This is a genomic window from Stenotrophomonas sp. Steno-C18 (genome assembly GCF_056393195.1).
In genome coordinates this window covers 234,633-258,526 of sequence record NZ_JBWJOX010000002.1, presented here as the reverse complement: position 1 = coordinate 258,526, position 23,894 = coordinate 234,633, and the positions used below count along the sequence as shown (strand labels likewise).

Below are 23,894 nucleotides of genomic sequence, written 5' to 3'. Positions count from 1 at the left end.
GTTGAATACCCCGACCAAACGCACCACCCGCCGCCGGGCCGCCGGGCGTCCGCCCGGCACCGACAACTCCCGCGAGCGGTTGCTTGAACTGGCGCGCGACGCTTTCGCCAGCCGGGGCTACGAGGCCACCAGCCTGCGCGCGATCGCCGCGGCCGGCGAGGTCAATGCCTCCACGCTGATCCATTACTTCGGCTCCAAGGAAGGCCTGTACGCCGAAGTGGTGGCGGGCATCGCGCCGCTGACCGCGGACTTCGTCGCGGCATTGGCGTCCGGCGCCGACGGGCGCAGCCTGGTCACGCATTACCTGCAGATGTGGGAGAACCCGGAGGGCGCCGATGCGCTGCGCGCGGTGATGCGTACCGCGCTGGCGTCACCGACGGGGATGGCGGTGTTCCGCCAGACCCTGACCACCGGCATCCTCAAGGCCGGCCATGCGCGCTCGCCGCTGCAGATGGAGTTGTTGATGTCGCACCTGTGGGGGATCGGCCTGAGCCGCTACTTCACGCAGTTGCCGGCGTTGTCGCAGGCCAGCATCCGCACGATCGCCGAGACGGCCGGACCCGTGCTGGACCAGTACCTGGCCCGCTGAGCCGGCACCCGGCCTTCAGCCGATCTTCTTCACCCGCGTGCCGGACGCCGGCAGCGCGTTGCCGTCAGCAGCCCGCGGTGCCATGTAGGGCACCGGCTTGCCGGTGTGGTTGTCGAGCAGCTGCGAATGACGCTCGCCCCGCATGAACAGGTGGCGCTCGCCCCATTGGCGCAGGGCGACCACCACCGGGAACAGCTGCTCGCCCTTCGCGGTAAGGACGTATTCCTGGTACGCGCTGCCATCGGAGGCGGCCCGGGTGGCCAGGATGCCGGCCTCAACCAGCTTGCGCAGCCGGTCACTGAGGATGTTGCGGGCCACGCCGAGGCTGCGCTGGAAGTCGCCGAAGCGGCGCATGCCGTCGAAGGCATCGCGCACGATCAGCAGCGACCAGCGGTCGCCGATGAGGTCGACGCCGCGTGCGACCGGACAGGGCTGGGGCGTGGGGGTGCTCATCGATGGATTCCACGGGGGACTGCACGGGATTGTAGTTGCATTTCGAAACCATGGTGGCTAGCATCCATCTGGTTGCAATATGCAACTGGATGGATGCGGCGCATGCCTGCCCTGCCGACCCCCTGCCCGGACGGGTGCCATTCGCCCGCCGCCGTGATGTCGCCGGCCCTGGTTGGGCTGCTGGCGGTCGCCAGTGGCATGAGCGTGGCCAACGTCTATTACGCGCAGCCGTTGCTGGATGCACTGGCGGCCACGTTCTCGATCTCCCATGCGGCCGTGGGCGGGGTGGTCACCGCGACGCAGCTGGGCTGCGCGCTGGCGCTGGTGGTACTGGTGCCGCTGGGTGACCGCATGGAGCGGCGCCGCCTGATGCTGGTGCAGGCCGCACTGCTGGTGATGGCGCTGGGCTGGGTGGCGTTGGCCCGCGGCCCGGCCGCCCTGCTGTCGGGCATGCTGGCGGTGGGCATGCTGGGCACGGCGATGACGCAGGGGCTGATCGCCTATGCCGCCAGTGCGGCGACGCCCGGCGAGCAGGGGCGGGTGGTCGGGGCGGCGCAGGGCGGTGTGTTCGTGGGCCTGCTGCTGGCACGGGTGTTCGCCGGGGCGGTCAGCGATGCCTGGGGCTGGCGCGGGGTTTATGCCAGCGCGGCGGCCCTGATGCTGGTGATGGCATTGCTGCTGTACCGGCGGTTGCCGGGACAAGCGCCCGCCGCGCAGGGAATGGCGTACGCGCGCCTGCTGGGCTCGATGGGGCAGCGGCTGCGGCGTGACCGCACCCTGCAGGTGCGCGGTGTGCTGGCGTTGCTGATGTTTGCCGCGTTCAACGTGTTCTGGACGGCGCTGGTGCTGCCCTTGAGTGCAGCCCCTTACGGGTACTCGCATACGCAGATCGGTGCGTTCGGGCTGGTGGGCGCGGTGGGCGCGCTGGCCGGCGCGCGCGCGGGCCGTTGGGCCGACTGCGGCCGGGCACAGGCCACCACGGCGCTGGCGTTGCTGCTGCTCGTGCTGGCGTGGTGGCCGTTGTCGTGGATGCCGGCCTCGCTGTGGGCGCTGGTGGCCGGCATCGTGTTGCTGGACATGGGCGGGCAGGCACTGCACGTGACCAACCAGAGCCTGATCCTGCGCGGGCAGGCACAGGCCGCCGGGCGCCTGGTGAGCCTGTACATGCTGTTCTACGCGGTGGGGAGCGGCCTGGGCGCCATCGCCACCACCGCCACCTACGCACGCTTTGGCTGGAACGGCGTCTGCACGCTGGGCGCGGCCATCAGCTGCGCCGCGTGGCTGTTCTGGTGGCTTACCCGCGACACACTCCCCGCATCCACGACCGAGGCATCCTGACGGATGCGCATGCGCCCCCGCGCGCGGATAGGCGCCTGGCCGGCACTTGTGCGGCGGTGCGTGCGGGCTTACAACGCGCAATCACTGGATGCCGGGAGATGGGCCGATGTCGCTGGTGCTCTATGGTCACCCGTTCTCCTCGTACACGCAGAAGGTGCTGATCGCGCTGTACGAGAACGCCACGCCGTTCACCTTCCGCAGCCTGGGGCCGGAGACGCCGGAGCACGTCAGCCAGTGGTTGCAGCACTGGCCGCTGGCCAAGTTCCCGTTGCTGCTCGATGGCGATCGTGACGTGGTGGAAACCAGCATCATCATCGAGTACCTGCAGCTGCGGCATGCCGGCGCGGTACGGCTGATCCCGGACGACCCGATGCAGGCGCTGGCGGTGCGGTTCATGGACCGCTTCTTCGACTTGCACGTGATGAGCCCGGTACAGCAGGCGGTGGCCGGTGCACTGAGCGGTGACCCGACGCGGCGCGCGCAGGCGCATGCCGATGCCGCGCAGAAGCTGGAACGGGCCTACGGCTGGGTCGAGGGCCGGCTGCAGGACGGCGCATGGGCCTGCGGCAGCGCGTTCAGCCTGGCCGACTGCGCCGCGGCGCCCGCGCTGTTCTACGCCGACTGGACCACGCGCATCGCCGACCGCTATCCCGCGTTGCAGGCTTACCGCGCCCGCCTGCTGGTGCGCCCCGCGTTCGCGCGTGCGGTGGAGGAAGCACGGATGTACCGGCATCTGTTCCCGTTGGGTGCGCCGGACCGCGACTGATCCGGCGACGGCGGTGGCTGCCGACGATGCGCGGTGTCACCCACGCCGGCGACACGCTGGAGGCGACACCGGCCGACCGGACGGGTGGTGTATCGGCCACGCATGCGGCAGGATCGGTCCCTGCAATCAATCGCAAGGAGCACCGCATGGCAATGACGATCCACCGATATGCACTTGGGCTGGTCTGCGTGATCGGCCTGGCCGCGTGCACGCAACCGGCAGCACCTGCCGCGCCGGCCACGCCTGAAGCACCTGCGCCGGCACCGGAAGCGCCGGAAGCCGGCACCGAGCCCGCGCCCAATGCAACGGTGGTCCATGAGGCGCCGGGCCAGGCGCCGCCGGGCCACGCCTGCATGATCGCCGGCGAGTTCAACGTGCTGGGGAAAACCATCCGCTCGCGCGACTGCGTGCAGACCACCGGTGCGTCCAGCGAAGCCGAACTCAAGCGCATGTGCGAGGGATTGGCGCAGACCTCGGCGCAGATGGGAGGCAAGGCCGGCCAGATCACCTACATGGACGCCTGCCCGTCGCCGTCGCAGGGCAGCTGCAAGCAGCTGTTCGGCCACCCATTCGATGGCTACTACTACGAGCGCTCCGCCGAAGACCTGGCGGTGCTGCCGGACAGCTGCGCCCAGGGCGGCGGCCGGTGGTCCGGCGGTTGACGCCTGCCGGCAGGGACCCCGCCGTGGTCACCTGCGGTGTTGAAACAGGGACGGCACGACGGGCGTGGCGTCCCTGCGGCACCGGCTGACCGGTTACGCGCGGGCGCTCAGTCTTCCCGCGCCTTGCTCCAGCGCCCGCCATCGTCGGGCGCCACCTCGAAGCGCGCCCATTGGCGCAGTTCCGCGGCACTGGCGTGGCCGATGCTGCCGATGCCGTCACCGGCCACCACCGCGTACACCAGCCGGTCGGAGGACGGGCCGTCCAGCGCCGGCGTCACCGCGATGCGGCGCACGCTCCAGGCGCGGCCCAGCCGGCCATTGCTGTAGTAGCGGCCCGGCGTGATCGCGGCCGGATGCAAGGTGTCGCGCTCGGCGTGCTGCTTGGCCAGCTCCAGCAGCTCGGTGAGGTTCTCGTCGGTGATGTCGACGAAGGAGTTGAGTTGGCCGATCGCTGCGTGGAAATCTTCCTGGGTCAGGTCCACCCGGCGTTGCAGTGGGGCGACCGCCGCCGCGCGCGGCTGCCGGCGATGCAGGTGCACCGGGTAGCGCCGCCAGGCGAAGCAGGCATTGAACGCCACCGCGGCGAGCAGGATGGCCGCCACGTTGATCGCCACGGGCGTGAGCAGGTACTGGTAGCCCAGCGCGTGCACGTCGCTGCCACCGATCACCGCGGCCAACGCGGTGGCACCCCCGGGGGGATGGATGCAGCGCAGGTAATGCATCGCGCCGACCGCTAGGCCCACGGCCACCGCACCGGTCCAGGCATGGTCCGGTGCCAGCATCTGGCAGGTGACGCCGATGAAGGCCGAGAACAGATGTCCGGCCAATACCGGCCACGGTTGCGACAGGGCACCGTGCGGGACCGCGAACACCAGCACCGCCGAGGCACCCATCGAGGCGAGCAGGATGGCACCGCCGGCATTGCCGCGGAAACCGTGCGGGAAACACCAATGGGTGAGCTGGTAGACCACCAGGATGCCGAGCAGTGCGCCCAGCGCGGAGATCCACTTCTCGCCATGCCCGGTCTGGTTGCGCTCGATGCTCAACCAGCTGCGCAGGGAATGCAGGGGCACGGGGAAGGATTTCATCACGGCGGGGCAGGGGGCGGGCGCGCAATTCTGCACCGAAGCCGCCCCGCAGGGTGATGCCGAACCGGGCCGGATCGACATCGCGCTGATGTGGATTGGTTGTAGCGATATGCGTCCAGCGGATAAGCCGGCGCGTAGCGGCTACGATGGGGCATGGAAATGATGCTGGATCGTGGTGGGCGATGATTCCCGGACCCCTGATTTCGTGGCAGATGCTGCTGTTGATGTTCGTGCTGCCGACGCTGGGGCTCGGGTTGGCGGTGGCCTTGGCGGGTTATGCGGGGTGGTACTTCCTGGCCAGGAGGGGCAGCATCGCGGCGTTCTTCAGTTGGAAGGTGCGGCTGTGGAGCGTGCTGGCGGTGGTTCTGTGCGGCTGGGCGGTCGTCGTGGTGGTGAAGCTGCACCAGATCGACCGGCAGATCGCGCTCCAGGACTGGTACAAGCAGCGCCGCCGCAGCTTCCTGCTTGACCGGGACTTCCAGTACGGCGAGTTGCAGGTGCCACGCGGCACCCTGGTCAATCGCTATGACCCGTTCGACAACGGTGAGCCGCAACGGCCGGTGGAGCTGCGCGGGCTGGACCGGCTGCGCTTTCCGCAGCCCGTGCAGGTGGCAGGCGCGTGGGCCACCCAACTGGAAACCTCGGCCACCCGCGTGACCCTGGCCGGTGACCAGCGCATCGGCCCGGTGTACCGCTTCGACGGCGACAGCGGTGATTACGTGCTTGACCCCGATGTACCGCACCTGGACTGCAAGGCCGGTGACGATGCGTGGTTCAACGTGCCCTTGATCGACTACGACATCGTGGCCGAGTTCGCCGTCGGCGAGCCGGACGGCGCACAGGCGCGTTTCAAGCCCAGCCAGTGGCAGTTGCTGCGCTGTGGGCCGCCGGAGGATCCGATCCGGATGCTGCCTGCCTTCCAGGCACCGGGGCCGAGGGGCGCGCAGGATCCGGTGTTCCTTGAAGCGGGTGCGGCGCGCTGAGGTTTTATGCGGATTTGATGGCAGCGGACGGTCATCGCCATCGCGGGTTTACGCGAGGGAAAACCACACTTTCCGGGTCGCCGCGCAGGGTGCGCGGTCCTTCCCGGAAACCCCCATGAAACCTTCGATCCTCCCGCTGCCGATCCTCGTGGCAGTCACCTTCGGCTGCAACCCGGATGCCTTCGCTGCCACCATCAGCGGCAATGCGACGCTGACCAGCGATTACGTGTGGCGCGGTTCCTCCCAGACCCAGGGCGATGCGGCCGTACAGGCGGGCTTCCGTGTTGCCGCAGCGGAGGGGCTGTACGCCGCGGTGTCCGGCTCCAACGTCGAGTTTGCCCCGCAGGTGCACGCCAGCAGCGAGCTGGATGTCAGCGTGGGCTGGGCGGGCGCACTGTCCCCGGAGTGGAGCATCGATGCCAACCTGCTGCATTACCGCTATCCGGCCACGACCGTGGACCTGAACTGGACCGAGCTCAACACGACGGTGACCTGGCGGCGCGACTACTGGCTCTCACTGGGCTGGTCACCGCAGGCGTTGGGGACCCGGCAGGATGGCCTGTACAGCCAGCTGGGCGCGCGCTGGCCGGTGAACGAGCGGCTGCGGCTTGAAGCCATGGCCGGCTACTACATCTTGCAGGACGCACGCGGCGGTGGTTATGCGCATGGGCAGCTCAACGCGATCTGGAGCGTGGTGACGCCGCTGGAGGTGCGGCTGAGCGTGCATGGCACCGATCGCCATGCACGTGCGCTGTTCGGGGATGATCTCGCCGGCACGCGTTGGGAAATGGCGTTGCAGGGAGCGTTCTGATCGAGGCGCGGTGGAGCGACCCCTCCCCAACCCTCCCCTGCACCTCCGGTGCAAGGGAAGGGGCAACAGCGGGGCTGCGCTGCATGCTCTCAGACCATGCACAACCACCCCCTCCCTTTGCGACAGCAAGGGGAGGGCTGGGGAGGGGTGCTTTACTGTTGCTTCGTTTCTGCTCCCTGCCCGTGCTCCGCATTGCAGGCACCGCGTACCGCGCCCAAGATGGGGCACCACGTTTCCGGTGCCCCCATGTCCCGCGACAACCTCAACGACCTGCTGGCCTTCGTCACCATTGCCCGGGAAGGCAGCTTCACCCGTGCGGCGGCACAGCTCGGCGTGTCGCAGTCGGCGCTCAGCCACACCATGCGCGAGCTGGAGGCACGGCTGGGCATCCGCCTGCTGACCCGCACCACCCGCAGCGTGTCGATGACCGAGGCCGGCGAGCATCTGTACGAATCGGTGGCACCGCGGCTGGAGGACATCCAGGCCGAACTGGCGATGATGGGCCAGTTCCGCGATACGCCGGTCGGCACGGTGCGCATCAATACCACCGGCCATGCCGCCGACCTGTACGTCTGGCCGCGGTTGTCGTCGATGCTGCCGCAGTACCCGCAGCTGAAGGTGGAAGTGGCGGTGGACTATGGCCTCACCGACATCGTCGCGCAGCGCTTCGACATCGGCATCCGCCTCGGTGAACACCTGGCGCGCGACATGATCGCGGTGCCGGTCAGCCCGCCACAGCGCATCGCGGTGGTGGCCACGCCGGCGTACTTCGCCACGCATGGCATCCCGCGTACACCGCAGGAGCTGGTCACGCACAACTGCATCGGCATGCGCCTGCCCACCCATGGCGGCCTGCTGCCCTGGGAGTTCGACCGCGATGGCGTGCAGTACAAGTCACGCGTGGAAGGGCAGTGGATCTTCAACGGCAGTGCCCCGGCACTGCGCGCGGCGCTGGCCGGAGTGGGCCTGGCCTACCTGCCCGAAGACCTGATGCACGAGCACCTGGCCACCGGTCGCCTGCAACGGGTGCTGGAGGAGTGGTGCGAGCCCTACGACGGCTACTACGCGTACTACCCCAGCCGCCGCCAGGCCTCGCGGGCCCTGCAGGTCGTGATCGAGGCCCTGCGCCACCCCGCCGGGTAGGCGCGCCGTGGCCGCGCAGCACGCTGCATCGCCAATCAACGCACGCACGCAGCCCCTCACCCCATCCGTGATCGCATGAACCCCGCCACGGGTCGTACCCGGCTTCGCGGCCAAGGCCGCTCCCGCCGGGATTGATGAGCGGGGCTCATTACCGCATCCCGCCGTCGTGACTTAATCCGTCACGGTCGGCTGCCTAGACTGTCGGCCTTGCTTCGTTCCCCGCTACAGGATGCCCGCATGAAGACCTTCGGCTACGCCGCCTACGACACCACCTCGCCGTTGGCCCCCTACGCCTTCGAGCGCCGCACGCTGCGCGGCAATGACGTGGCGATGGAAATCATCTACTGCGGCGTCTGCCACTCGGATCTGCACACCGCGCGCAACGACTGGGGCTGGAGCTACTACCCGATCGTGCCGGGCCACGAGATCGTCGGCCGGGTGATCGAGGTCGGCCCCGATGTCAGCCGCTACAAGGTCGGCGACCACGTGGCGGTGGGCTGCATGGTCGACAGCTGCATGGAATGCGACCAGTGCCACCGTGGCGAGGAGCAGCTGTGCCGCCAGGGCATGGTGGGCACCTATGCCGGGGCCGACCGCATCAGTGGGGAACCGACCCAGGGCGGCTACGCCAAGAATCTGGTGGTGCGCGAGGAGTTCTGTCTGCGCATGCCCGACGGGCTGGACCTGTCGCGCGCCGCGCCGCTGCTGTGCGCCGGCATCACCACCTGGTCGCCGCTGCGCCACTGGAACATCGGTCCCGGCAGCCGCGTCGGCGTGATCGGCCTGGGTGGCCTGGGCCACATGGCGGTGAAGCTGGCCGTCGGCCTGGGTGCGGACGTCACCGTGCTCAGCCGCAGCCCAGGCAAGCGTGCCGACGCGCTGGCGCTGGGCGCCGACCGCCTGCTGGTGTCCGAGGACGCCGAGGCCATGGCGCAGGCGGCGTCCGCGTTCGACCTGATCATCGATACCGTGCCGGTCAAGCATGCGCTGGACCCGTACCTGCCGCTGCTGGACGTGGACGGCACGCTGGTGATCGTCGGCCAGATCGGGCCGATGGATGAAACCAGCACGGTGCCGCTGCTGCTGGGCCGCCGTCGCATCGCCGGCTCGCCGATCGGTGGCATCCGCGAGACCCAGGAACTGCTGGATTTCTGCGCGAAGAAGAACATCCTGCCGGACTGCGAGATGATCCGTATGGACGAGATCAACCATGCCTTCGAGCGCATGGAGAAGTCCGACGTCCGCTACCGCTTCGTGATCGACATGGCCTCGCTGGCCGCCTGATCGCAGGGAGAACCGCATGCGCACGCGTGTACTTGGAAACAGCGGGCTGGAAGTCTCCGCGCTGGGCCTGGGCTGCATGGGGCTGACCCATGCCTACGGCCAGCCGGTGCGCACCGCCGACGGCATCGCCTTGATCCGCGCGGCCTTCGAGCGTGGCGTGACCTTCTTCGATACCGCCGAGGTCTACGGCCCGTATACCAACGAGGACCTGCTCGGGCAGGCCCTGGCGCCGATCCGCGAACAGGTGGTGATCGCCACCAAGTTCGGCTTCCGCGATGCCGACGGCAACAAGGGCGTGGACAGCCGACCGCAGACCATCCGTGCCGTCGCCGAGGCCTCGCTCAAGCGCCTGCGCACCGACCGCATCGACCTGTTCTACCAGCACCGCGTCGACCCGGCGGTGCCGATGGAGGACGTGGCCGGCACCGTGCGCGCGTTGATCGCCGAGGGCAAGGTGAAGCACTTCGGGCTGTCCGAAGCCGGCGCGGATTCGATTCGCCGCGCGCATGCGGTGCAACCGGTGGCCGCGCTGCAGAGCGAGTACTCGTTGTGGTGGCGCGAGCCGGAGCAGGAGATCCTGCCGCTGCTGGAGGAACTGGGCATCGGCTTCGTGCCGTTCAGTCCGTTGGGCCGGGGCTTCTTGACGGGCGCGATGGATGCGAGCACCCCCTTCGAGGCGAGCGACTTCCGCAGCCGCCTGCCACGCTTCTCGGAGGAAAGCCGGCGCGCCAACGCCGGCCTGCTGGAGGTGATCGCCCGCCTGGCCGCGGCAAAGGGCATCACCCCGGCGCAGATCGCGTTGGCCTGGCTGCTGGCGCGCAGGCCGTGGATCGTGCCGATCCCGGGTACGACCAAGCTGCACCGCCTGGAAGAGAACATCGCCGCCACGACGGTGGCGCTGGACGCTGCCGAGATGGCCGACATCACCCGCGCGCTGGACGCGATCACCGTGGTCGGCGAGCGCTATCCACAGCAGTTGCAGCGCGTGACCGGACGCTGAGATCGCAGCGGGGGCGTCATTGAACGCCTCCCTCCACGCCGGGCCGGGGGCGGCGGGCACGCGCCAGGCGTTTGACCTGGCGGTCCGCGCCCGCCGTTGCCATGCCATGCACGGCCAACATCACCAGCACCTTGACGGCATCCAGCCCGCTGCTGGCCAGCCATGCCCCCAACAACGCCATGAAGCACATCACGGCGATGAAATCGAACGCCAGCCGGGACACTGCGCCGGCCACCACCAGTACCAGGAAGTAGCCGGCGCCCGACAATACCCATGTGCTGGACAGCAGTTCGTACGGTGCGGGCATGGCCGATGGCAGTGACGCGGCGTGATGCCGCGCACCCAGAATCCGGTCGTTGCGTGAGCGCTGCATGGGGCGAAGGTGAAGCGGAAGAGAAGTGGCGCCACTGCGTCACGAAACCACTTCAAACCCTGCGCGAAACGTTGGCCGTGGCTGCCTGCACGCTGCTAGCGTTGTGGCCTTCGATCAATCGCAGGGATGGGCATGAAGCGTTCGTGGGGGTGGGGATTGCTGGCGTGCGCGCTGCTACTCGGCGGCGGCGCGTGGCTGTGGAGGCAGCCGTTCGCGATCATCGCGCGCGAAGGCTGGCGGTTGTCACGACTGCCGGCACCGCACGCCATCGCCGTCCCGGTGCAGGGTATCGGTGCGCGGCAGATCGCGGCCACGTTCGGCGCGCCGCGCGGGCGTGACCGCACGCACCAGGGCGTGGACATCTTCGCCGCGCGTGGAACCCCGGTGCGGGCCGCCACCGAAGGCGTGGTGCTCAGCGTGCGCGACCGCGGCCTGGGCGGCAAACAGGTCTGGTTGCTCGGCCCGGCCGGGCAGCGCCATTACTACGCACACCTGGACGGCTGGGCACCGGGGCTGGCGGCCGGTGACGTGATCCGGACCGGCCAGGTGCTGGGCATCGTCGGCGACACCGGCAACGCCAAGGGCACGCCGCCGCACCTGCATTACGGCATCTACGGGCCGGACGGCGCGCTGGATCCGCTGCCGTTGATGCATGCAGCCAACCCCGCCAAGCGGTAAGGTACGCCCCCTGCAAGCCGCCCCCCGCGCGGCATGAGTCGCAACGATGGTGATTGACCAATTCGACCGGGACCACCTGTGGCACCCCTACAGTTCGCTGGGGAGCCCGGTGCCGGTGCTCAAGGTGGCGCGCGCCGACGGCGTGCTGCTGCAGCTGGAAGACGGCCCGCAGCTGATCGACGGCATGGCCTCGTGGTGGTGCGCCATCCACGGCTACAACCATCCGGTGCTGAACGTGGCCGCGGTCGAGCAGCTGGGGCAGATGTCGCACGTGATGTTCGGCGGGCTCACCCACGCGCCGGCGATCGCGCTGGGCAAGCTGCTGCTGCAGATCGTGCCGCAGCCGCTGGATGCGATCTTCTACGCCGATTCCGGCTCGGTGTCGGTGGAAGTGGCGTTGAAGATGGCCATCCAGTACCAGGCCGCGCGCGGGCGTCCGGGCAAGAGCAACATCGCCACCACGCGCTCGGGCTATCACGGCGACACCTGGAACGCGATGTCGGTATGCGACCCGGTCACCGGCATGCATGGCCTGTTCGGCAGTTCGTTGCCGTCGCGCTGCTTCGTGCCAGCGCCGCGCACGCCGTTCGACGGCACCTGGGACCCGGCCGACATCGCGCCGGTCGCGGCGCTGTTCGCCGAACGTGCCGACGAGTTGGCCGCCTTCATCATCGAGCCGGTGGTGCAGGGCGCCGGCGGCATGCGCTTCTATCACCCGCAGTACCTGCGTGAGCTGGCGCGGCTGTGCCGTGAATACGACGTACTGTTGATCTGCGACGAGATCGCCACCGGCTTCGGTCGCAGCGGCCGCCTGTTCGGCTGCGAGCATGCCGGCATCACCCCGGACATCCTGTGCATCGGCAAGGCATTGACCGGTGGCTACATGACGATGGCCGCCACGCTGACCCGGCGCGAGATCGCCGACGTGATCGCCGCCGGTGATCCCGGCGTGTTCATGCACGGCCCGACGTTCATGGCCAACCCGCTGGCCTGCGCGGTGGCGCTGGCCTCCACGCAGTTGCTGCTGTCGCAGGACTGGCAGGGCCGGGTGGGCGCGATCGAGGCCACCCTGCGCGAGCGGCTGGCACCGGCGCGCGCGCTGCCGCAGGTGGCCGACGTGCGCGTGCTGGGCGCGATCGGCGTGATCGAACTGAAGGCCGCGGTGCGGCTGGAGCGCATCCAGCAGCGCATGCTGGAACAGGGCATCTGGATCCGTCCGTTCGGGCGGCTGGTGTACGTGATGCCGCCGTACGTGATCAGCGACGCGCAGCTGCAACAGCTGTGCGACGGCATGGTCGCGCTGGTGGCGGGACTGGAAGCGGAGGACCTGCGCGCATGAGCGGCAAGGTGGTATTCGTCAGCGGCATCGACACCGAGATCGGCAAGACCGTGGTCACCGGCTGGCTGGCCCGGCAATGGGCCGAGCAGGGCGAGGACGTGATCACCCAGAAGCTGGTGCAGACCGGCTGCGTGGGCGCCTCCGATGACATCCTGCTGCACCGGCGCATCATGGGCACCGGGTTGTTCGAGGAGGACCGCGACGGCACCACCATGCCGGTGCTGTTCGCCTACCCGGCCTCACCGCACCTGGCCGCGCGGCTGGAGCAGCGGACGCTGGACCTGGACGCCATCGAGCGCGCCACCGCGACGTTGGCCACGCGCTATGGCACGGTGTTGCTGGAGGGTGCCGGGGGGCTGATGGTGCCGCTCACCGAGCAGTTGCTGACCATCGACTACGTGGCGGAGAAGGGCTGGCCGGTGTTGCTGGTGACCTCGGGCCGGCTGGGCAGCATCAACCACACCCTGTTGTCGCTGGAAGCGCTGGCCGCACGCGGCATCGCGCTGCACGGCGTGGCCTGGAACAGCCGTGATGACAGCACCGACGAGGTGATCGCGGCCGACAGCCGCAACTTCATCCGTCAGTGGGTGCAGGCGCGCTTCCCGGACGCGGCCTGGTATGACGTGCCGCGGATCGACCTGGGCTGACGCTGCCCGGTCCCTCTCCCGTAGCCGGGAGAGGGCATGCGCCCGGGGCTATTTCTTCAGCTTGTAGGCCAGCACGTAGTCACCGGCCTTGGTGCCAGTGGAACCGTGTCCGCCGGCCACCAGCAGCACCACCTGTTCGCCCTGGCTGTCCAGGTAGGTCATCGGGGTCGCCTGCCCGCCGGCGGGAATGCGCACGTTCCACAGCACCTTGCCGGTGGCCAGGTCATAGGCACGGAAGTTGTCGTCCGTGGCCGCGCTGAGAAAGGCCACGCCGGTGGCGGTCAGCATCGGCCCGCCGATGCCGGGCACGCCGATACGGACCGGCAGCGGGACCGGTGACAGGTCCTGGATGGTGCCGTTGCGGTACTGGTAGGCGATCGTGCCGGTGCGCAGGTCGGCCGCGGCCACCGTGCCCCACGGCGGCACCTGGCAGGGCACGCCGATCGGCGACATGAAGGGCGTCATCTCCACCGCGTAGTCGGCGCCCTTGTTCTCGTTGAGCCCGTGCTCGCCCTTGTTCATCTGGCGGCCGCTGGTTTCATGCTTGGGCACCAGCCGCGAGACGAAGGCCAGGTAGGTCGGCATGCCGAACATCACCTGGCGGCGCGGGTCCACCGCCACGCTGCCCCAGTTGAAGGTGCCGAAGTTGCCCGGGTAGATCAGGCTGCCCTGCAGCGTCGGCGGGGTGTAGCGGCCGTCGTAGCGCAACGAGCGGAACTGGATGCGGCACAGCATCTGGTCGATCAGGCTGGCGCCCCACATGTCCGCTTCGCGCAGCGCCGGCGGCTCGAAGCTCAGGCTGGAGTAGGGCTGGGTCGGCGCGGTGGTCTGCCCGGGGATGTCCACATGGCGCGATGCCGGGCGCTGTCCGACCGGCAGCAGCGCGCTGCCGTCGCGGCGGTCCAGCACGTATACGTCACCCTGCTTGGTCGGCTGCACCAGCGCCGGCGTGCGCCCCTGTGGCAGGTCCAGGTCCAGCAGCACCGGTTGTGCCGGGGTATCCATGTCCCACAGGTCGTGGTGCACGAACTGGTGCACCCAGCGCGCCTGGCCGGTGGCGATGTCCAGCGCCACCACCGAGGAGGCGTACTTTTCCTCGGCCGGGGTGCGGTACATGCCCAACTGGTCGGGCGTGCGGTTGCCCATCGGGAAATAGGCCAGCCCCAGCGCCTCGTCGGCGCTGGCCACCGCCCAGCTGTTCGGCGAGCTGGGATGGTAGACCTGTGCGGGATCGTTGGGGTCGAGCGGGGCGGTCTGCTCCGGGTTGCCGGAGTCCCAGTTCCACTGCAGCTGGCCGCTGTGCACGTCGTAGGCGCGGATCACGCCGGAAGGCGAGTTCACCGCATAGTCGTCGTTGACCGCGCCGGCGACGATCACCTTGCCGCCGGCAATCAGCGGTGGCGAGGTCGAGTAGTAATAGCCGGCCTGCTTGAACGGCATGTTGTGGGTAAGGTCGAGCACGCCGTTGTCGGCGAAGTCGCTGCAGTGCTGGCCGGTGCGGGCATCGAGGGCATGCAGCTTGGCATCGGCGCTGGGCAGGAACACGCGCGCGGCGCAGGCGGTGGCCGCGGTGGCGCCGGGCGCGGGCGGGTCGACGAAATAGGACAGGCCGCGGCAGGTCTGGTGCTGGCGCTGTGGTTCCATGCCCGCCCCCGGATCGAAGCGCCAGCGTTCCTTGCCGGTATCGGCGTCCAGTGCGATGGCCAGGCTGTGCGGCGTGCACAGGTACAGCGTGTCGCCGATCTTCAGCGGCGTGACTTCATACGTGGTTTCACCCACGTCGTCGGGGCCGCGGAGGTCGCCGGTGCGCATCTGCCAGGCCAGCTGCAGCTGGCCGACGTTTGCCGGGGTGATCTGCGTCAGCGGCGAGAACCGCTGGCCGTAGCCGCTGCGCCCGTAGGCCTGCCACTCACCGTCCGGTTGCGGGGCATCGCCGAGCGCGGCGTCCGCGTTGACGATGGCCATCGGCAGCGTGCCGCGTGTCTCGTGCAGGTGACGGGGGATGCCGGCGAAGGCGACCGCGGCCACCAGCAACGCCGCCAGTAGCACCGGCGCGCCGGACGGCCCGGTATAGCCGTGCGGGCTGGACCGGCGGGCCGCCGGCAGCGCGATCAGCAGCCCGAGCAGGGCCGGCACGCCGAGCCGGGTGGCCAACGGCCACCAGTACAGCCCGGCCTCCCACAGCGACCAGGCCAGCAGCACCAGCAGCCAACCGGCGTACAGCCAGCTCGCCCAGCGGCGGTGCCGCCACAGGCCCCAGGCCACGCCTAGCAGCACCAAGCCACTGAACAGGTAGAACGGGCTGCCGCGCAGGGACAGCAGCCAGGCACCGCCGATGGCCAGTGCCAGTCCGAACAGGGTGGTCAGCAACAGCGTGAGGATCCGCATGGCAGGTTCCGGCGGCCGGGAGAGTGGTGCCATGGTGCGCCGCGGGATGTCTGCATGGCGTCATGTTGGTTTGTCCGTGCTGGCCGTAGAATCGAGCCTTCGTCGACCGGGGAACCGCCATGAGCATTCTGGACTTCATCAAGAAGGAACTGATCGAGATCATCGAATGGACCGATGACTCGCGTGACACGCTGTCCTACCGCTGGCCCGATGACGACCGCCAGATCAAGAACGGCGCGCAGCTGATCGTGCGCGAATCGCAGATGGTGCAGTTCGTGGCCGCCGGCCAGTACGCCGATCTGTTCGGCCCCGGCAAGCACACCCTGAGCACCCAGAACATCCCGGTGCTGTCCACCATCCTGGGCTGGAAGTACGGCTTCGAGTCGCCGTTCAAGTGCGACGTCTACTACCTCAACACACGCCTGTTCACCGGCAACAAGTGGGGCACCGCCAACCCGGTGATGATGCGCGACGCCGACTTCGGCGTGGTGCGCCTGCGCGCGTTCGGCACCTACGACTTCCGTATCGTCGACCCGCCAAAATTCCTCAAGGAAGTGGCCGGCACCGACCAGAATTTCCGCCTGGACGAGTTCGCCGACACCATGCGTTCGCGCATCGTCAGCGTGTTCACCGAGGCACTGGCCACGGCCAAGGTGCCGGCGCTGGACGTGGCCTCGCGCTACAGCGAGCTGGGCGACGCGCTGCTGCCGATCATCAACCCGGCCATGACCGGCAAGTACGGCATCGAGATCACCAGCTTCGTGCTGGAGAACGTGTCGGTGCCGCCGGAGGTGGAGAAGGCCATCGATGCGCGCTCGAGCATGGGCGTGGTCGGCAACCTCAACGATTACGTCAAGTTCCAGATGGGCAGCGCGATGGGGTCCGGCGGCGACGCCTCGGCCGCGGTGCCGGCGCAGATGGCGGTGGGTTTCGGCATCGCGCAGGAAATGATGCGCGGCATGCAGTCGCCGGCCGCGCCCGCGGCGGGCGCCGCGGTACCACCGCCGTTGCCGGCGGCCGATGCCGGCGCCCCGGCGCTGGACGTGCTGACCCCGGAACAGGCCGCGCAGGCGTTGTCGGTGTCGGTGGAGGACGTGATGGCCGCCATCGCCGCCGGTGACCTGAAGGCGCGCAGGATCGGCAACGCCACCCGCATCGCGCGTTCGGCACTGGAAGAGTTCCTGCGCGGCTGATGAACAACGCAACGGTGGGCAAACATCCCTGCCCGGAATGCGGCGGGGATCTGCAATGGAATGCCGCCAAGCAGGCGCTGGTCTGCCCGTACTGCGGCACCGTCGTGCCGCTGTCCGAGGCCGCGCAGGGTGATGGCGATGGCAGCGCCGGCGTGGTCGAGCTGGACCTGCTCCAGGCCCTGGCGCGGATGCAGGCCGATGCCGCCACGCAGCCGCCACCGCTGCCGCAGGACGGCAAGGGCCCTGGGGGCGTGCTCGGCATGCTGCAGAGCATGGCCGCCACGCCACCGGCGCAGCGTGGTTACGGTACGCAGCCGCGCGAGGTGCAATGCCAGAGCTGCCATGCGATCTCGGTGTTCGTCGATGGCAAGGTCGCCGACCGCTGCGAGTTCTGCGGCTCGCCGCAGATCATCGCCCACGAAACGCTCGGCGATGCGATCACCCCGCAGAGCGTGCTGCCGTTCCGCATCAGCGACGGCCAGGTGCGTGATGCGATCCGCGCGTGGTACGGCACGCGCTGGTTCGCGCCCAACCGGCTCAAGACCGCCGCGCTGACCGATACGCTCAAGGGCATGTACCTGCCGTACTGGACCTTCGACGCACACGTGGCCGCGCAGTGGACGGCCGAGGCCGGCTACCACTACTACGTGACCGTCAGCTACCGCGACTCGCAGGGCAACACCCAGACCCGCCAGGAGCAGCGCACCCGCTGGGAGCCGGCCGCCGGTTCGCTGCAGCATTTCTTCGACGACGAACTGGTGCCCGGCACCGTGGGCGTGCACCCGGCGTTGCTGCAGAAGATCGGCCAGTTCCCGACGACTACCGACCTGAAGCCGTACACGCCGGAGTTCGTGCGCGGCTGGACGGTGGAGCGTTACCAGGTGGACCTGCGCCAGGCCGCGCAGCGCGGGCAGGCACAGATGCAGGAGCAGACCCGCGCGTTGTGCGCCGAACAGGTGCCCGGCGATACCCACCGCAACCTGCAGGTGCGCGCCGACTACAGCAACCGCACCTTCAAGCACATCCTGGTGCCGGTGTGGCTGGTCAGCTACACCTACGGCTCGCGCAGCTTCCAGGTGCTGGGCAATGGCTATACCGGGCAGATCGCCGGTGAACGCCCCTACAGCGCATGGAAGATCTTCTTCGCGGTGGTGGCGGCGCTGGCGGTGTTGCTGGTGGTGGTCTACGTGCTCGGCATGCAGCAATGACGGCCAGCGACGGCGCGGGGGCTTGAAATCCCGTGCGGCATCCCCCATATCGGGTCAGTTGAAACGAGAAAGAGGGAGGCTCATGGAAGCCAACACGACTGGAAGGGTCCAGTGCATGAAGTGCAAGGCGGTGTACGCGCCGGTGATCAAGGTGCTGGAACGGGTCTGCCCGGAGTGCCTTTCGATCAAGACCGTAGCACTGCAGGCCAGCCAGCAGTCCCGCGCCAACGCCGGGGCCTGACCCGCCCGCCACGAGGTCCAAGGCCAGGCTGACGCCTGGCCTTTTTCATGGGCGCTGCCTGGTGGCCGTCACTGGCCCATGTGCAGCACCGGCAGGAACCCGCCGTACACCACGCGCTTGCCATCGAACGGCATCGGGTTGTTGGCCGGATCCATGCGCGGGTCCTCCATCATCCTGCGCATGCCGGCATCGCGGGTCTCCTTGTCCGGCCATTCGATCCACGAGAACACCACGGCCTCATCCGCGCCGGCCTGCACGGCGCGGTGGAAATCGGTGAGCTGGCCATGCGGCACGTCGTCGGCCCAGCACTCGGTCACGCGCAGCGCACCGTACTCGATGAACAGCGCATCGGCGAGCTTGGCATGGGCGATGAAGCGGTCCTTGTTGGCCTGCGGCACGGCGGCCAGGAAACCATCGACGTAGGACATGGGGCACCTCCTGCGGGGGACATCGGACGGTGGCCCGAGTATGCGCCGGCGGATGTTGCGCCCGCGCAAACGGGGCGGGCCTGCCGCGGCCGGATCGGCACGGGGTTGATCTTTGTCAGCCTGGCCGGCGCAGCGGCTGCGGACAATTCCCCCGTCCCCCCCCGGGGCGGGCGGGTCCGCTCAATGAACGTCCACGCCTGCCGCTATGGGGGGATGCCCTGTCCGGCCCGGTCGCCCACTGCCGCCGGATGCCCCCAACCCGACCCGGCGCCCGGCCCGCATGGCGCGCGCTCCTGCAAGGAACGACGATGCACCTCCCCCACCGCGCCGCGCTGGCCCTGGCCGCCCTGTGCATGCCGATGGCCGCGCTGGCACAGGACACCGCCCCGGCCACCCGCGTTTCCACCCAGATCTTCGTCAACGCCAGCCAGCTCGACCGTGATGGTGTCACCCGTGACGACGAAGGCCTGGCCGTCGACCTCAAGCGCACCTTCATCAACGTGGACCACCGTTTCAACGAGCGTTGGTCCATGCAGGTCACCACCGACCTGCAGTGGCTGCGCAACAGCCAGGCCAGCGACCTGTGGCTGCGCCACGCCTACCTGCAGCGCAGTTTCGGCAAGGGCAGCTGGCTGCGGCTGGGCAATGCGCCGTTGCCGTGGATCCAGCAGGAGTCGGCGCGCGAGGGGTTTCGCTACGTCGACGCCGGCCTGATCGCGCGGACCCGGATGGGGAGCACGGCCGATTACGGCGTGCACGGCCAGTACAGCCGCGGGGACCTGGTGTACGCCGCCTCGGTGGTGACCGGCGGCGGTTACCAGAAGCCGCGCCTGGGCCGGCGCGCGGATGTCGAGGCGCGGGTCGGATGGATGCCGGCCAAGGGCGTCGAGCTGGCGGCAGGCGGGTACCGTGGCACCCGTGCGCAGGATGCCGGCAACCGCCCGCGCGAACATACTGCGCAGCGCTGGAACGCGATGGCCAGTTGGGTGGGCGAGCGCGGCCGCGTTGGCGCGCAGTATTTCCACGCACAGGACTGGAACCGAATCACCCGGCCCGGCAGCGACGACCAGCGTGGCTGGTCGGCCTGGGCGAGCTACCGGTTGACGCCCGCCTACGCGCTGTTCGCCCGCCACGAGCAAACCCGCATGAGCCTGGACATCGACCCGCGCACGCGCGAGCGCTATGACCAGTTGGGCGTGGAGTGGAAGCCCAACGGCCACCTGCGCCTGGCGATGGTCGGCAAGCGCGTGGAGCAGCGCACCACCGGCCGCACGCTGGAAAGCCACGAAGCCGGCCTGTGGGCGCAGCTGGCGTTCTAGCCGAACCGCGCCCCTGTGCCGTCGGCGCAGGGGCGGGGAAGGGCATGCCCGCGTGGCGGGGGCTTATTCGCCCTGGTACTGCTTTTCTTCCACCAGCGCCGAGCCGGCGACGCGGTTGATCTCGTTCTTGACCACGATGCGCTCGCCGTTGGTGCCGTAGACGCCACGCGCCAGGGTGATGAACTCGGCACCGAAATCCTGCTGCGATTCCTTGGCGCGCAGGGCGTCCTGGATGTCCCACATGCGCTCGTTGATGGCCTTGAGCTGGTCCTTCAATGCCGCCAGCGCCGGGCGCGCGGCCTGCTGTTCCAGCCACAGCGGCCACAGGCCATCCAGTTCGGTGCGCACGTTGGCCAGCTTGCCGGCCTCGGTGATGCGCTCGGCCTTGATCTCCAGGATGGTGATCTTGTCGATCAGTTCGCCAATCGATACCGGGGTCAGCAGGGTCTGCACGTGGACATTCGCCATTTTCAGGGATGTGCCCATGATACCGCCCGGGGACAACGGTTACCGATGCACCGATGTTGGCCTGGAGCGCATCGGGTTGCGCACAATTCGGGCCTGTTCATCCACCGGAGTGACCGATGCCGTTGCGTTCCTGTCTTGCAGTGCCACTGCTGCTGGTGGCGTGGGCGGCTTCGGCCAACGACGCCCGCCTGGATGGCGCGTGGGAGTTGCAGTCCGGTGAGTCCATCAATGCCGAAGGCGCGGTGGTCGACTACGCCAGCCTGAAGCTGGCCGGCACCAAGCTGCTGGCCGATGGCCGCTTCGCCTTCACCACGACCCGCGCCGGCACGTTCTGGGCGGGCGGCTCGGGCCGTTGGCAGGCCGAGGCGGGCCAGTACGTGGAAACCCCGCTGATGGCGTCCTACCCGCTGGAAAATGGAGGTACCTACACCTTCCGCTACACGCTGGAAGGCGATGTGTGGACGCTGGAACGCTGGGAAGGGCAGCGCCGGGTCGAGCGCGAAGTCTGGAAGCGCGCCCCCGCACAGCCGTAGGCGCGGCCTCGGCGGGAAACCGGCAGCGCCCGAAGCAAACGCAAAACAGCACCCCTCCCCAACCCTCCCCTTGCTGCGCAAAGGGAGGGGGCAGGGCGGTGCGTTCGGGGGTCAGCCCTCTACCTGCGGCGGGAAACCTGCTTCATCCAGGGCCTGGGTGAAACGCGCCAGCGGCTGCGCCGACTGGATCTGCACGGTCTTGGTGGGCAGGTCGATGTCCACCGTCGCGGCCGGATCGATGTCCTTCACCGTGGCGGTCACGCTGCGCGCGCAGCCGCCGCAGGTCATGCTTTCGATATGCAGTTTCATGGGGAGCTCCTGTGGATGGGCGGCAAGGATGCGCCTTGCCACGGTGGCAAGGTCAAGCGCCATCGGCCCATGAATGGCGGCGGTTGGCCCGGCCTTCAGGCTGCTTGACCTTCCCATCATGGGAACCTTTAAGGTGCAGCCGACCACCCATGGAGACACGCCGATGACCACGGCAAACGCCGGCCAGCCCGGCCACCAGGACCTGATGATCGAAGGCATGACCTGCGCTTCCTGCGTGGGCCGGGTAGAGCGCGCGCTCAAGGCGGTGCCCGGCGTGCGACAGGCCAGCGTCAACCTGGCCACCGAACGCGCCAGCGTGCAGACCGATGGCAGCGTCGAGCGCCAGGTGCTGGTGCAGGCGGTGCGCAAGGTGGGCTACGAGGTGAGCGCGCCGGCGCCGGTGGAACTGGTGATCGAAGGCATGACCTGCGCCTCGTGCGTGGGCCGCGTGGAGCGCGCGCTGAAGGCGGTGCCGGGCGTGCAGTCGGCCAGCGTCAACCTGGCCACCGAACGCGCCAGCGTTCAGGGTGATGCGGCGCTGGACGCCGGTGCGCTGATCGCCGCCGTCGCCAGGGCCGGCTACACCGCCAGCCGCGTCGACCCGGCCGGTGCCAGCGAGGATGCCCAGGCACAGCGGCATGCCGATGAACTGCGCGTGCTCAAGCGCGACCTGCTGCTGGCCGCGGTGTTGACCCTGCCGGTGTTCGCGTTGGAAATGGGCGGGCACCTGGTGCCGGCCTTCCACCACTTCATCGCCGGCACGCTGGGCACGCAGAACAGCTGGTTGCTGCAGTTCGTGCTGACCACGCTGGTGCTGGTGCTGCCGGGCCGTCGCTTCTACCAGAAGGGCATCCCGGCGCTGCTGCGCGCCGCCCCGGACATGAACTCGCTGGTCGCGGTGGGCACGCTGGCAGCCTACGGGTTCTCGCTGGTGGCCACGTTCGCGCCGCGCCTGTTGCCGGCCGGCACGGTCAACGTCTACTACGAAGCAGCGGCGGTGATCGTCACCCTGATCCTGCTCGGCCGCATGCTCGAGGCCAAGGCCAAGGGACGTACCTCCGAGGCCATCAAGCGTCTGCTGACGCTGCAGGCCAAGACCGCCCGCGTACGCCGCGACGGCAGCGTGGTCGAGCTGCCGCTGGAACAGATCGCCAGCGGTGACGTCATCGATGTGCGCCCGGGCGAACGCATCGCGGTGGATGGCGAGGTGATCGACGGCGAGAGCTACATCGACGAATCGATGATCAGCGGCGAGCCGGTGCCGGTGCGCAAGGCACCGGGCGGCACCGTCATCGGCGGCACCGTCAACCAGACCGGCACGCTCGGCGTGCGTGCCACGGCGGTGGGCGGTGCCACGGTGCTGGCGCAGATCATCCGCATGGTCGAGCAGGCGCAGACCGCCAAGTTGCCGATCCAGACGCTGGTGGATCGCATCACCCTGTGGTTCGTGCCGGCGGTGATGGGCCTGGCGCTGCTCACCTTCGTGGTGTGGTTGCTGTTCGGCCCGCAGCCGGCGCTGACCTTCGGCCTGGTCAACGCGGTGGCGGTGCTGATCATCGCCTGCCCGTGTGCGATGGGCCTGGCCACGCCGACCTCGATCATGGTCGGCACCGGCCGTGGCGCGGAGCTGGGCGTGCTGTTCCGCAAGGGTGAAGCGCTGCAGCTGTTGAAGGAAGCGCAGGTGGTGGCGGTGGACAAGACCGGCACGCTGACCGAAGGCCGTCCGGTGCTGACCGACCTGCAGCTGGCCGACGGCTTTGCACGCGCCGACGTGCTGGCCCGCGTCGCCGCGGTGGAAGACCGCTCCGAACACCCCATCGCTCGTGCCATCGTCGGTGCGGCCCAGCAGGAAGGGCTGCAGTTGCCGGCGGTGGAGGCATTCGAATCGGTCACCGGCTACGGCGTGCGCGCCCAGGCCGGCGGCATGCGCGTGGAAGTGGGCGCGGACCGCTTCATGCAGACCCTGGGGCTGGACGTGGCGGTATTCGGCCAGGACGCCAAGCGCCTGGGCGAGGAGGGCAAGAGCCCGCTGTACGCCGCCATCGATGGCCGCCTGGCGGCGATCATCGCCGTCTCCGACCCGATCAAGCACGACACCCGCGCCGCCATCGCCAGCCTGCATGCGCTGGGCCTGAAGGTGGCGATGATCACCGGCGACAACCGCCGCACCGCCGAAGCCATCGCACGCGAGCTGGGCATCGACGAAGTGGTGGCCGAGGTGCTGCCGGACGGCAAGGTCGAGGCGGTGCGCCGGCTCAAGGCCGCGCATGGCCGCCTGGCCTACGTGGGCGATGGCATCAACGACGCGCCGGCGCTGGCCGAGGCCGACGTCGGCATGGCGATCGGCACCGGTACCGACGTGGCCATCGAGGCCGCCGACGTGGTGCTGATGTCCGGCAGCCTGCAGGGCGTGCCCAACGCCATCGCGCTGAGCAAGGCGACAATGGGCAACATCGGCCAGAACCTGTTCTGGGCGTTCGCCTACAACATCGCGCTCATCCCGGTGGCCGCGGGCGCGTTGTATCCGCACTGGGGCGTCCTGCTCTCGCCGGTGTTCGCCGCCGGCGCGATGGCGTTGTCCTCGGTGTTCGTGCTGGGCAATGCGCTGCGGCTCAAGCGCTTCCAGCCGACCAAGGGTTGAGGGAGACGAGGA

25 protein-coding genes are annotated in these 23,894 nt (G+C 69.1%); 18 read left to right on the top strand and 7 right to left on the bottom strand.

The window, feature by feature from the left end; translation table 11 throughout:
- Position 1 precedes the first annotated feature (1 nt).
- Positions 2-589: a TetR/AcrR family transcriptional regulator gene (locus AC06FE_RS05800; RefSeq protein WP_478072480.1), complete on the top strand. Its 588-nt coding sequence runs from the start codon at positions 2-4 to the stop codon at positions 587-589.
- A gap of 15 nt (positions 590-604) precedes the next feature.
- On the opposite strand, the gene AC06FE_RS05795 is transcribed toward AC06FE_RS05800, so the two are convergent.
- Entirely contained in the window at positions 605-1,042 is a 438-nt protein-coding gene (locus AC06FE_RS05795; RefSeq protein ID WP_478072478.1) for a winged helix-turn-helix transcriptional regulator, read from the bottom strand.
- 102 nt (positions 1,043-1,144) lie between these two features.
- Here AC06FE_RS05795 and AC06FE_RS05790 point away from each other — a divergent pair, with 102 nt between their 5' ends.
- The 3 genes from AC06FE_RS05790 (at position 1,145) to AC06FE_RS05780 (ending at position 3,808) form a co-directional block, all read left to right on the top strand.
- Positions 1,145-2,380 (top strand): MFS transporter, encoded by a 1,236-nt coding sequence (locus tag AC06FE_RS05790; RefSeq protein ID WP_478072477.1) that lies wholly within the window; start codon positions 1,145-1,147, stop codon positions 2,378-2,380.
- 106 nt (positions 2,381-2,486) lie between these two features.
- On the top strand, positions 2,487-3,146 hold the full coding sequence (locus tag AC06FE_RS05785; RefSeq protein ID WP_478072476.1) for a glutathione S-transferase family protein: 660 nt from the start codon (positions 2,487-2,489) through the stop codon (positions 3,144-3,146).
- Positions 3,147-3,292: 146 nt separating this feature from the next.
- The gene (locus tag AC06FE_RS05780; RefSeq protein WP_478072475.1) at positions 3,293-3,808 is read left to right on the top strand and encodes a hypothetical protein; all 516 of its coding nucleotides are present in this window, start codon (positions 3,293-3,295) and stop codon (positions 3,806-3,808) included.
- 107 nt (positions 3,809-3,915) lie between these two features.
- On the opposite strand, the gene AC06FE_RS05775 is transcribed toward AC06FE_RS05780, so the two are convergent.
- Positions 3,916-4,881, bottom strand: coding sequence for an HPP family protein (locus AC06FE_RS05775; RefSeq protein ID WP_478072474.1), 966 nt, complete (start codon positions 4,879-4,881; stop codon positions 3,916-3,918).
- 197 nt (positions 4,882-5,078) lie between these two features.
- Here AC06FE_RS05775 and AC06FE_RS05770 point away from each other — a divergent pair, with 197 nt between their 5' ends.
- From AC06FE_RS05770 to AC06FE_RS05750, 5 genes are all read left to right on the top strand, one after another.
- Complete coding sequence (locus AC06FE_RS05770; protein WP_192286882.1) at positions 5,079-5,879, top strand: hypothetical protein; 801 nt, start codon at positions 5,079-5,081, stop codon at positions 5,877-5,879.
- A 115-nt stretch (positions 5,880-5,994) separates the two neighbouring features.
- Positions 5,995-6,690 (top strand): TorF family putative porin, encoded by a 696-nt coding sequence (locus tag AC06FE_RS05765; RefSeq protein ID WP_478072473.1) that lies wholly within the window; start codon positions 5,995-5,997, stop codon positions 6,688-6,690.
- A gap of 246 nt (positions 6,691-6,936) precedes the next feature.
- Complete coding sequence (locus AC06FE_RS05760) at positions 6,937-7,833, top strand: LysR family transcriptional regulator (protein WP_478072472.1); 897 nt, start codon at positions 6,937-6,939, stop codon at positions 7,831-7,833.
- A gap of 237 nt (positions 7,834-8,070) precedes the next feature.
- A complete protein-coding gene (locus tag AC06FE_RS05755) occupies positions 8,071-9,117 on the top strand; it encodes an NAD(P)-dependent alcohol dehydrogenase (RefSeq protein WP_478072471.1) in 1,047 nt (348 codons plus the stop codon).
- A 16-nt stretch (positions 9,118-9,133) separates the two neighbouring features.
- Positions 9,134-10,117, top strand: coding sequence for an aldo/keto reductase (locus tag AC06FE_RS05750; protein ID WP_478072470.1), 984 nt, complete (start codon positions 9,134-9,136; stop codon positions 10,115-10,117).
- Positions 10,118-10,133: 16 nt separating this feature from the next.
- Here AC06FE_RS05750 and AC06FE_RS05745 read toward each other — a convergent pair whose 3' ends face one another.
- The gene (locus AC06FE_RS05745; RefSeq protein ID WP_478072469.1) at positions 10,134-10,424 is read right to left on the bottom strand and encodes a hypothetical protein; all 291 of its coding nucleotides are present in this window, start codon (positions 10,422-10,424) and stop codon (positions 10,134-10,136) included.
- 198 nt (positions 10,425-10,622) lie between these two features.
- Here AC06FE_RS05745 and AC06FE_RS05740 point away from each other — a divergent pair, with 198 nt between their 5' ends.
- Genes AC06FE_RS05740 through bioD form a run of 3 tightly spaced genes read left to right on the top strand, consistent with a single transcriptional unit; the run spans position 10,623 to position 13,154 of the window.
- Complete coding sequence (locus AC06FE_RS05740; RefSeq protein WP_478072468.1) at positions 10,623-11,168, top strand: M23 family metallopeptidase; 546 nt, start codon at positions 10,623-10,625, stop codon at positions 11,166-11,168.
- 46 nt (positions 11,169-11,214) lie between these two features.
- Positions 11,215-12,507 carry an adenosylmethionine--8-amino-7-oxononanoate transaminase gene (gene bioA, locus AC06FE_RS05735; protein WP_478072467.1) on the top strand — a complete coding sequence of 431 codons (1,293 nt, stop codon included), beginning with the start codon at positions 11,215-11,217 and terminating at the stop codon, positions 12,505-12,507.
- Positions 12,504-13,154 carry a dethiobiotin synthase gene (gene bioD / locus AC06FE_RS05730; protein WP_192286874.1) on the top strand — a complete coding sequence of 217 codons (651 nt, stop codon included), beginning with the start codon at positions 12,504-12,506 and terminating at the stop codon, positions 13,152-13,154. Before bioA ends, bioD begins: the two co-directional genes overlap by 4 nt.
- 48 nt (positions 13,155-13,202) lie before the next feature.
- On the opposite strand, the gene AC06FE_RS05725 is transcribed toward bioD, so the two are convergent.
- The gene (locus tag AC06FE_RS05725) at positions 13,203-15,542 is read right to left on the bottom strand and encodes a membrane-bound PQQ-dependent dehydrogenase, glucose/quinate/shikimate family (protein WP_478072466.1); all 2,340 of its coding nucleotides are present in this window, start codon (positions 15,540-15,542) and stop codon (positions 13,203-13,205) included.
- 119 nt (positions 15,543-15,661) lie between these two features.
- Here AC06FE_RS05725 and AC06FE_RS05720 point away from each other — a divergent pair, with 119 nt between their 5' ends.
- From AC06FE_RS05720 to AC06FE_RS05710, 3 genes are all read left to right on the top strand, one after another.
- Positions 15,662-16,735, top strand: coding sequence for an SPFH and helix-turn-helix domain-containing protein (locus tag AC06FE_RS05720; protein WP_192286872.1), 1,074 nt, complete (start codon positions 15,662-15,664; stop codon positions 16,733-16,735).
- Positions 16,735-17,943 (top strand): zinc ribbon domain-containing protein, encoded by a 1,209-nt coding sequence (locus AC06FE_RS05715; protein WP_192286871.1) that lies wholly within the window; start codon positions 16,735-16,737, stop codon positions 17,941-17,943. Before AC06FE_RS05720 ends, AC06FE_RS05715 begins: the two co-directional genes overlap by 1 nt.
- 115 nt (positions 17,944-18,058) lie before the next feature.
- On the top strand, positions 18,059-18,184 hold the full coding sequence (locus tag AC06FE_RS05710) for a hypothetical protein (RefSeq protein ID WP_263863694.1): 126 nt from the start codon (positions 18,059-18,061) through the stop codon (positions 18,182-18,184).
- 68 nt (positions 18,185-18,252) lie between these two features.
- On the opposite strand, the gene AC06FE_RS05705 is transcribed toward AC06FE_RS05710, so the two are convergent.
- Positions 18,253-18,612 carry a DUF1428 domain-containing protein gene (locus tag AC06FE_RS05705; RefSeq protein ID WP_132863211.1) on the bottom strand — a complete coding sequence of 120 codons (360 nt, stop codon included), beginning with the start codon at positions 18,610-18,612 and terminating at the stop codon, positions 18,253-18,255.
- Positions 18,613-18,920: 308 nt separating this feature from the next.
- Here AC06FE_RS05705 and AC06FE_RS05700 point away from each other — a divergent pair, with 308 nt between their 5' ends.
- Positions 18,921-19,931, top strand: a complete 1,011-nt coding sequence (locus AC06FE_RS05700; protein WP_446540741.1) for a porin family protein — start codon at positions 18,921-18,923, stop codon at positions 19,929-19,931.
- 63 nt (positions 19,932-19,994) lie between these two features.
- Here AC06FE_RS05700 and AC06FE_RS05695 read toward each other — a convergent pair whose 3' ends face one another.
- A complete protein-coding gene (locus AC06FE_RS05695; RefSeq protein WP_313253720.1) occupies positions 19,995-20,384 on the bottom strand; it encodes a DUF6165 family protein in 390 nt (129 codons plus the stop codon).
- 131 nt (positions 20,385-20,515) lie between these two features.
- On the opposite strand from AC06FE_RS05695, the gene AC06FE_RS05690 reads away from it, so the two are divergent.
- On the top strand, positions 20,516-20,932 hold the full coding sequence (locus tag AC06FE_RS05690) for a hypothetical protein (RefSeq protein ID WP_132863213.1): 417 nt from the start codon (positions 20,516-20,518) through the stop codon (positions 20,930-20,932).
- Between the two features lie 111 nt (positions 20,933-21,043).
- On the opposite strand, the gene AC06FE_RS05685 is transcribed toward AC06FE_RS05690, so the two are convergent.
- Positions 21,044-21,241 carry a heavy-metal-associated domain-containing protein gene (locus tag AC06FE_RS05685; protein ID WP_478072465.1) on the bottom strand — a complete coding sequence of 66 codons (198 nt, stop codon included), beginning with the start codon at positions 21,239-21,241 and terminating at the stop codon, positions 21,044-21,046.
- A 163-nt stretch (positions 21,242-21,404) separates the two neighbouring features.
- On the opposite strand from AC06FE_RS05685, the gene AC06FE_RS05680 reads away from it, so the two are divergent.
- Entirely contained in the window at positions 21,405-23,882 is a 2,478-nt protein-coding gene (locus AC06FE_RS05680; protein ID WP_478072464.1) for a heavy metal translocating P-type ATPase, read from the top strand.
- Positions 23,883-23,894 lie beyond the last annotated feature (12 nt).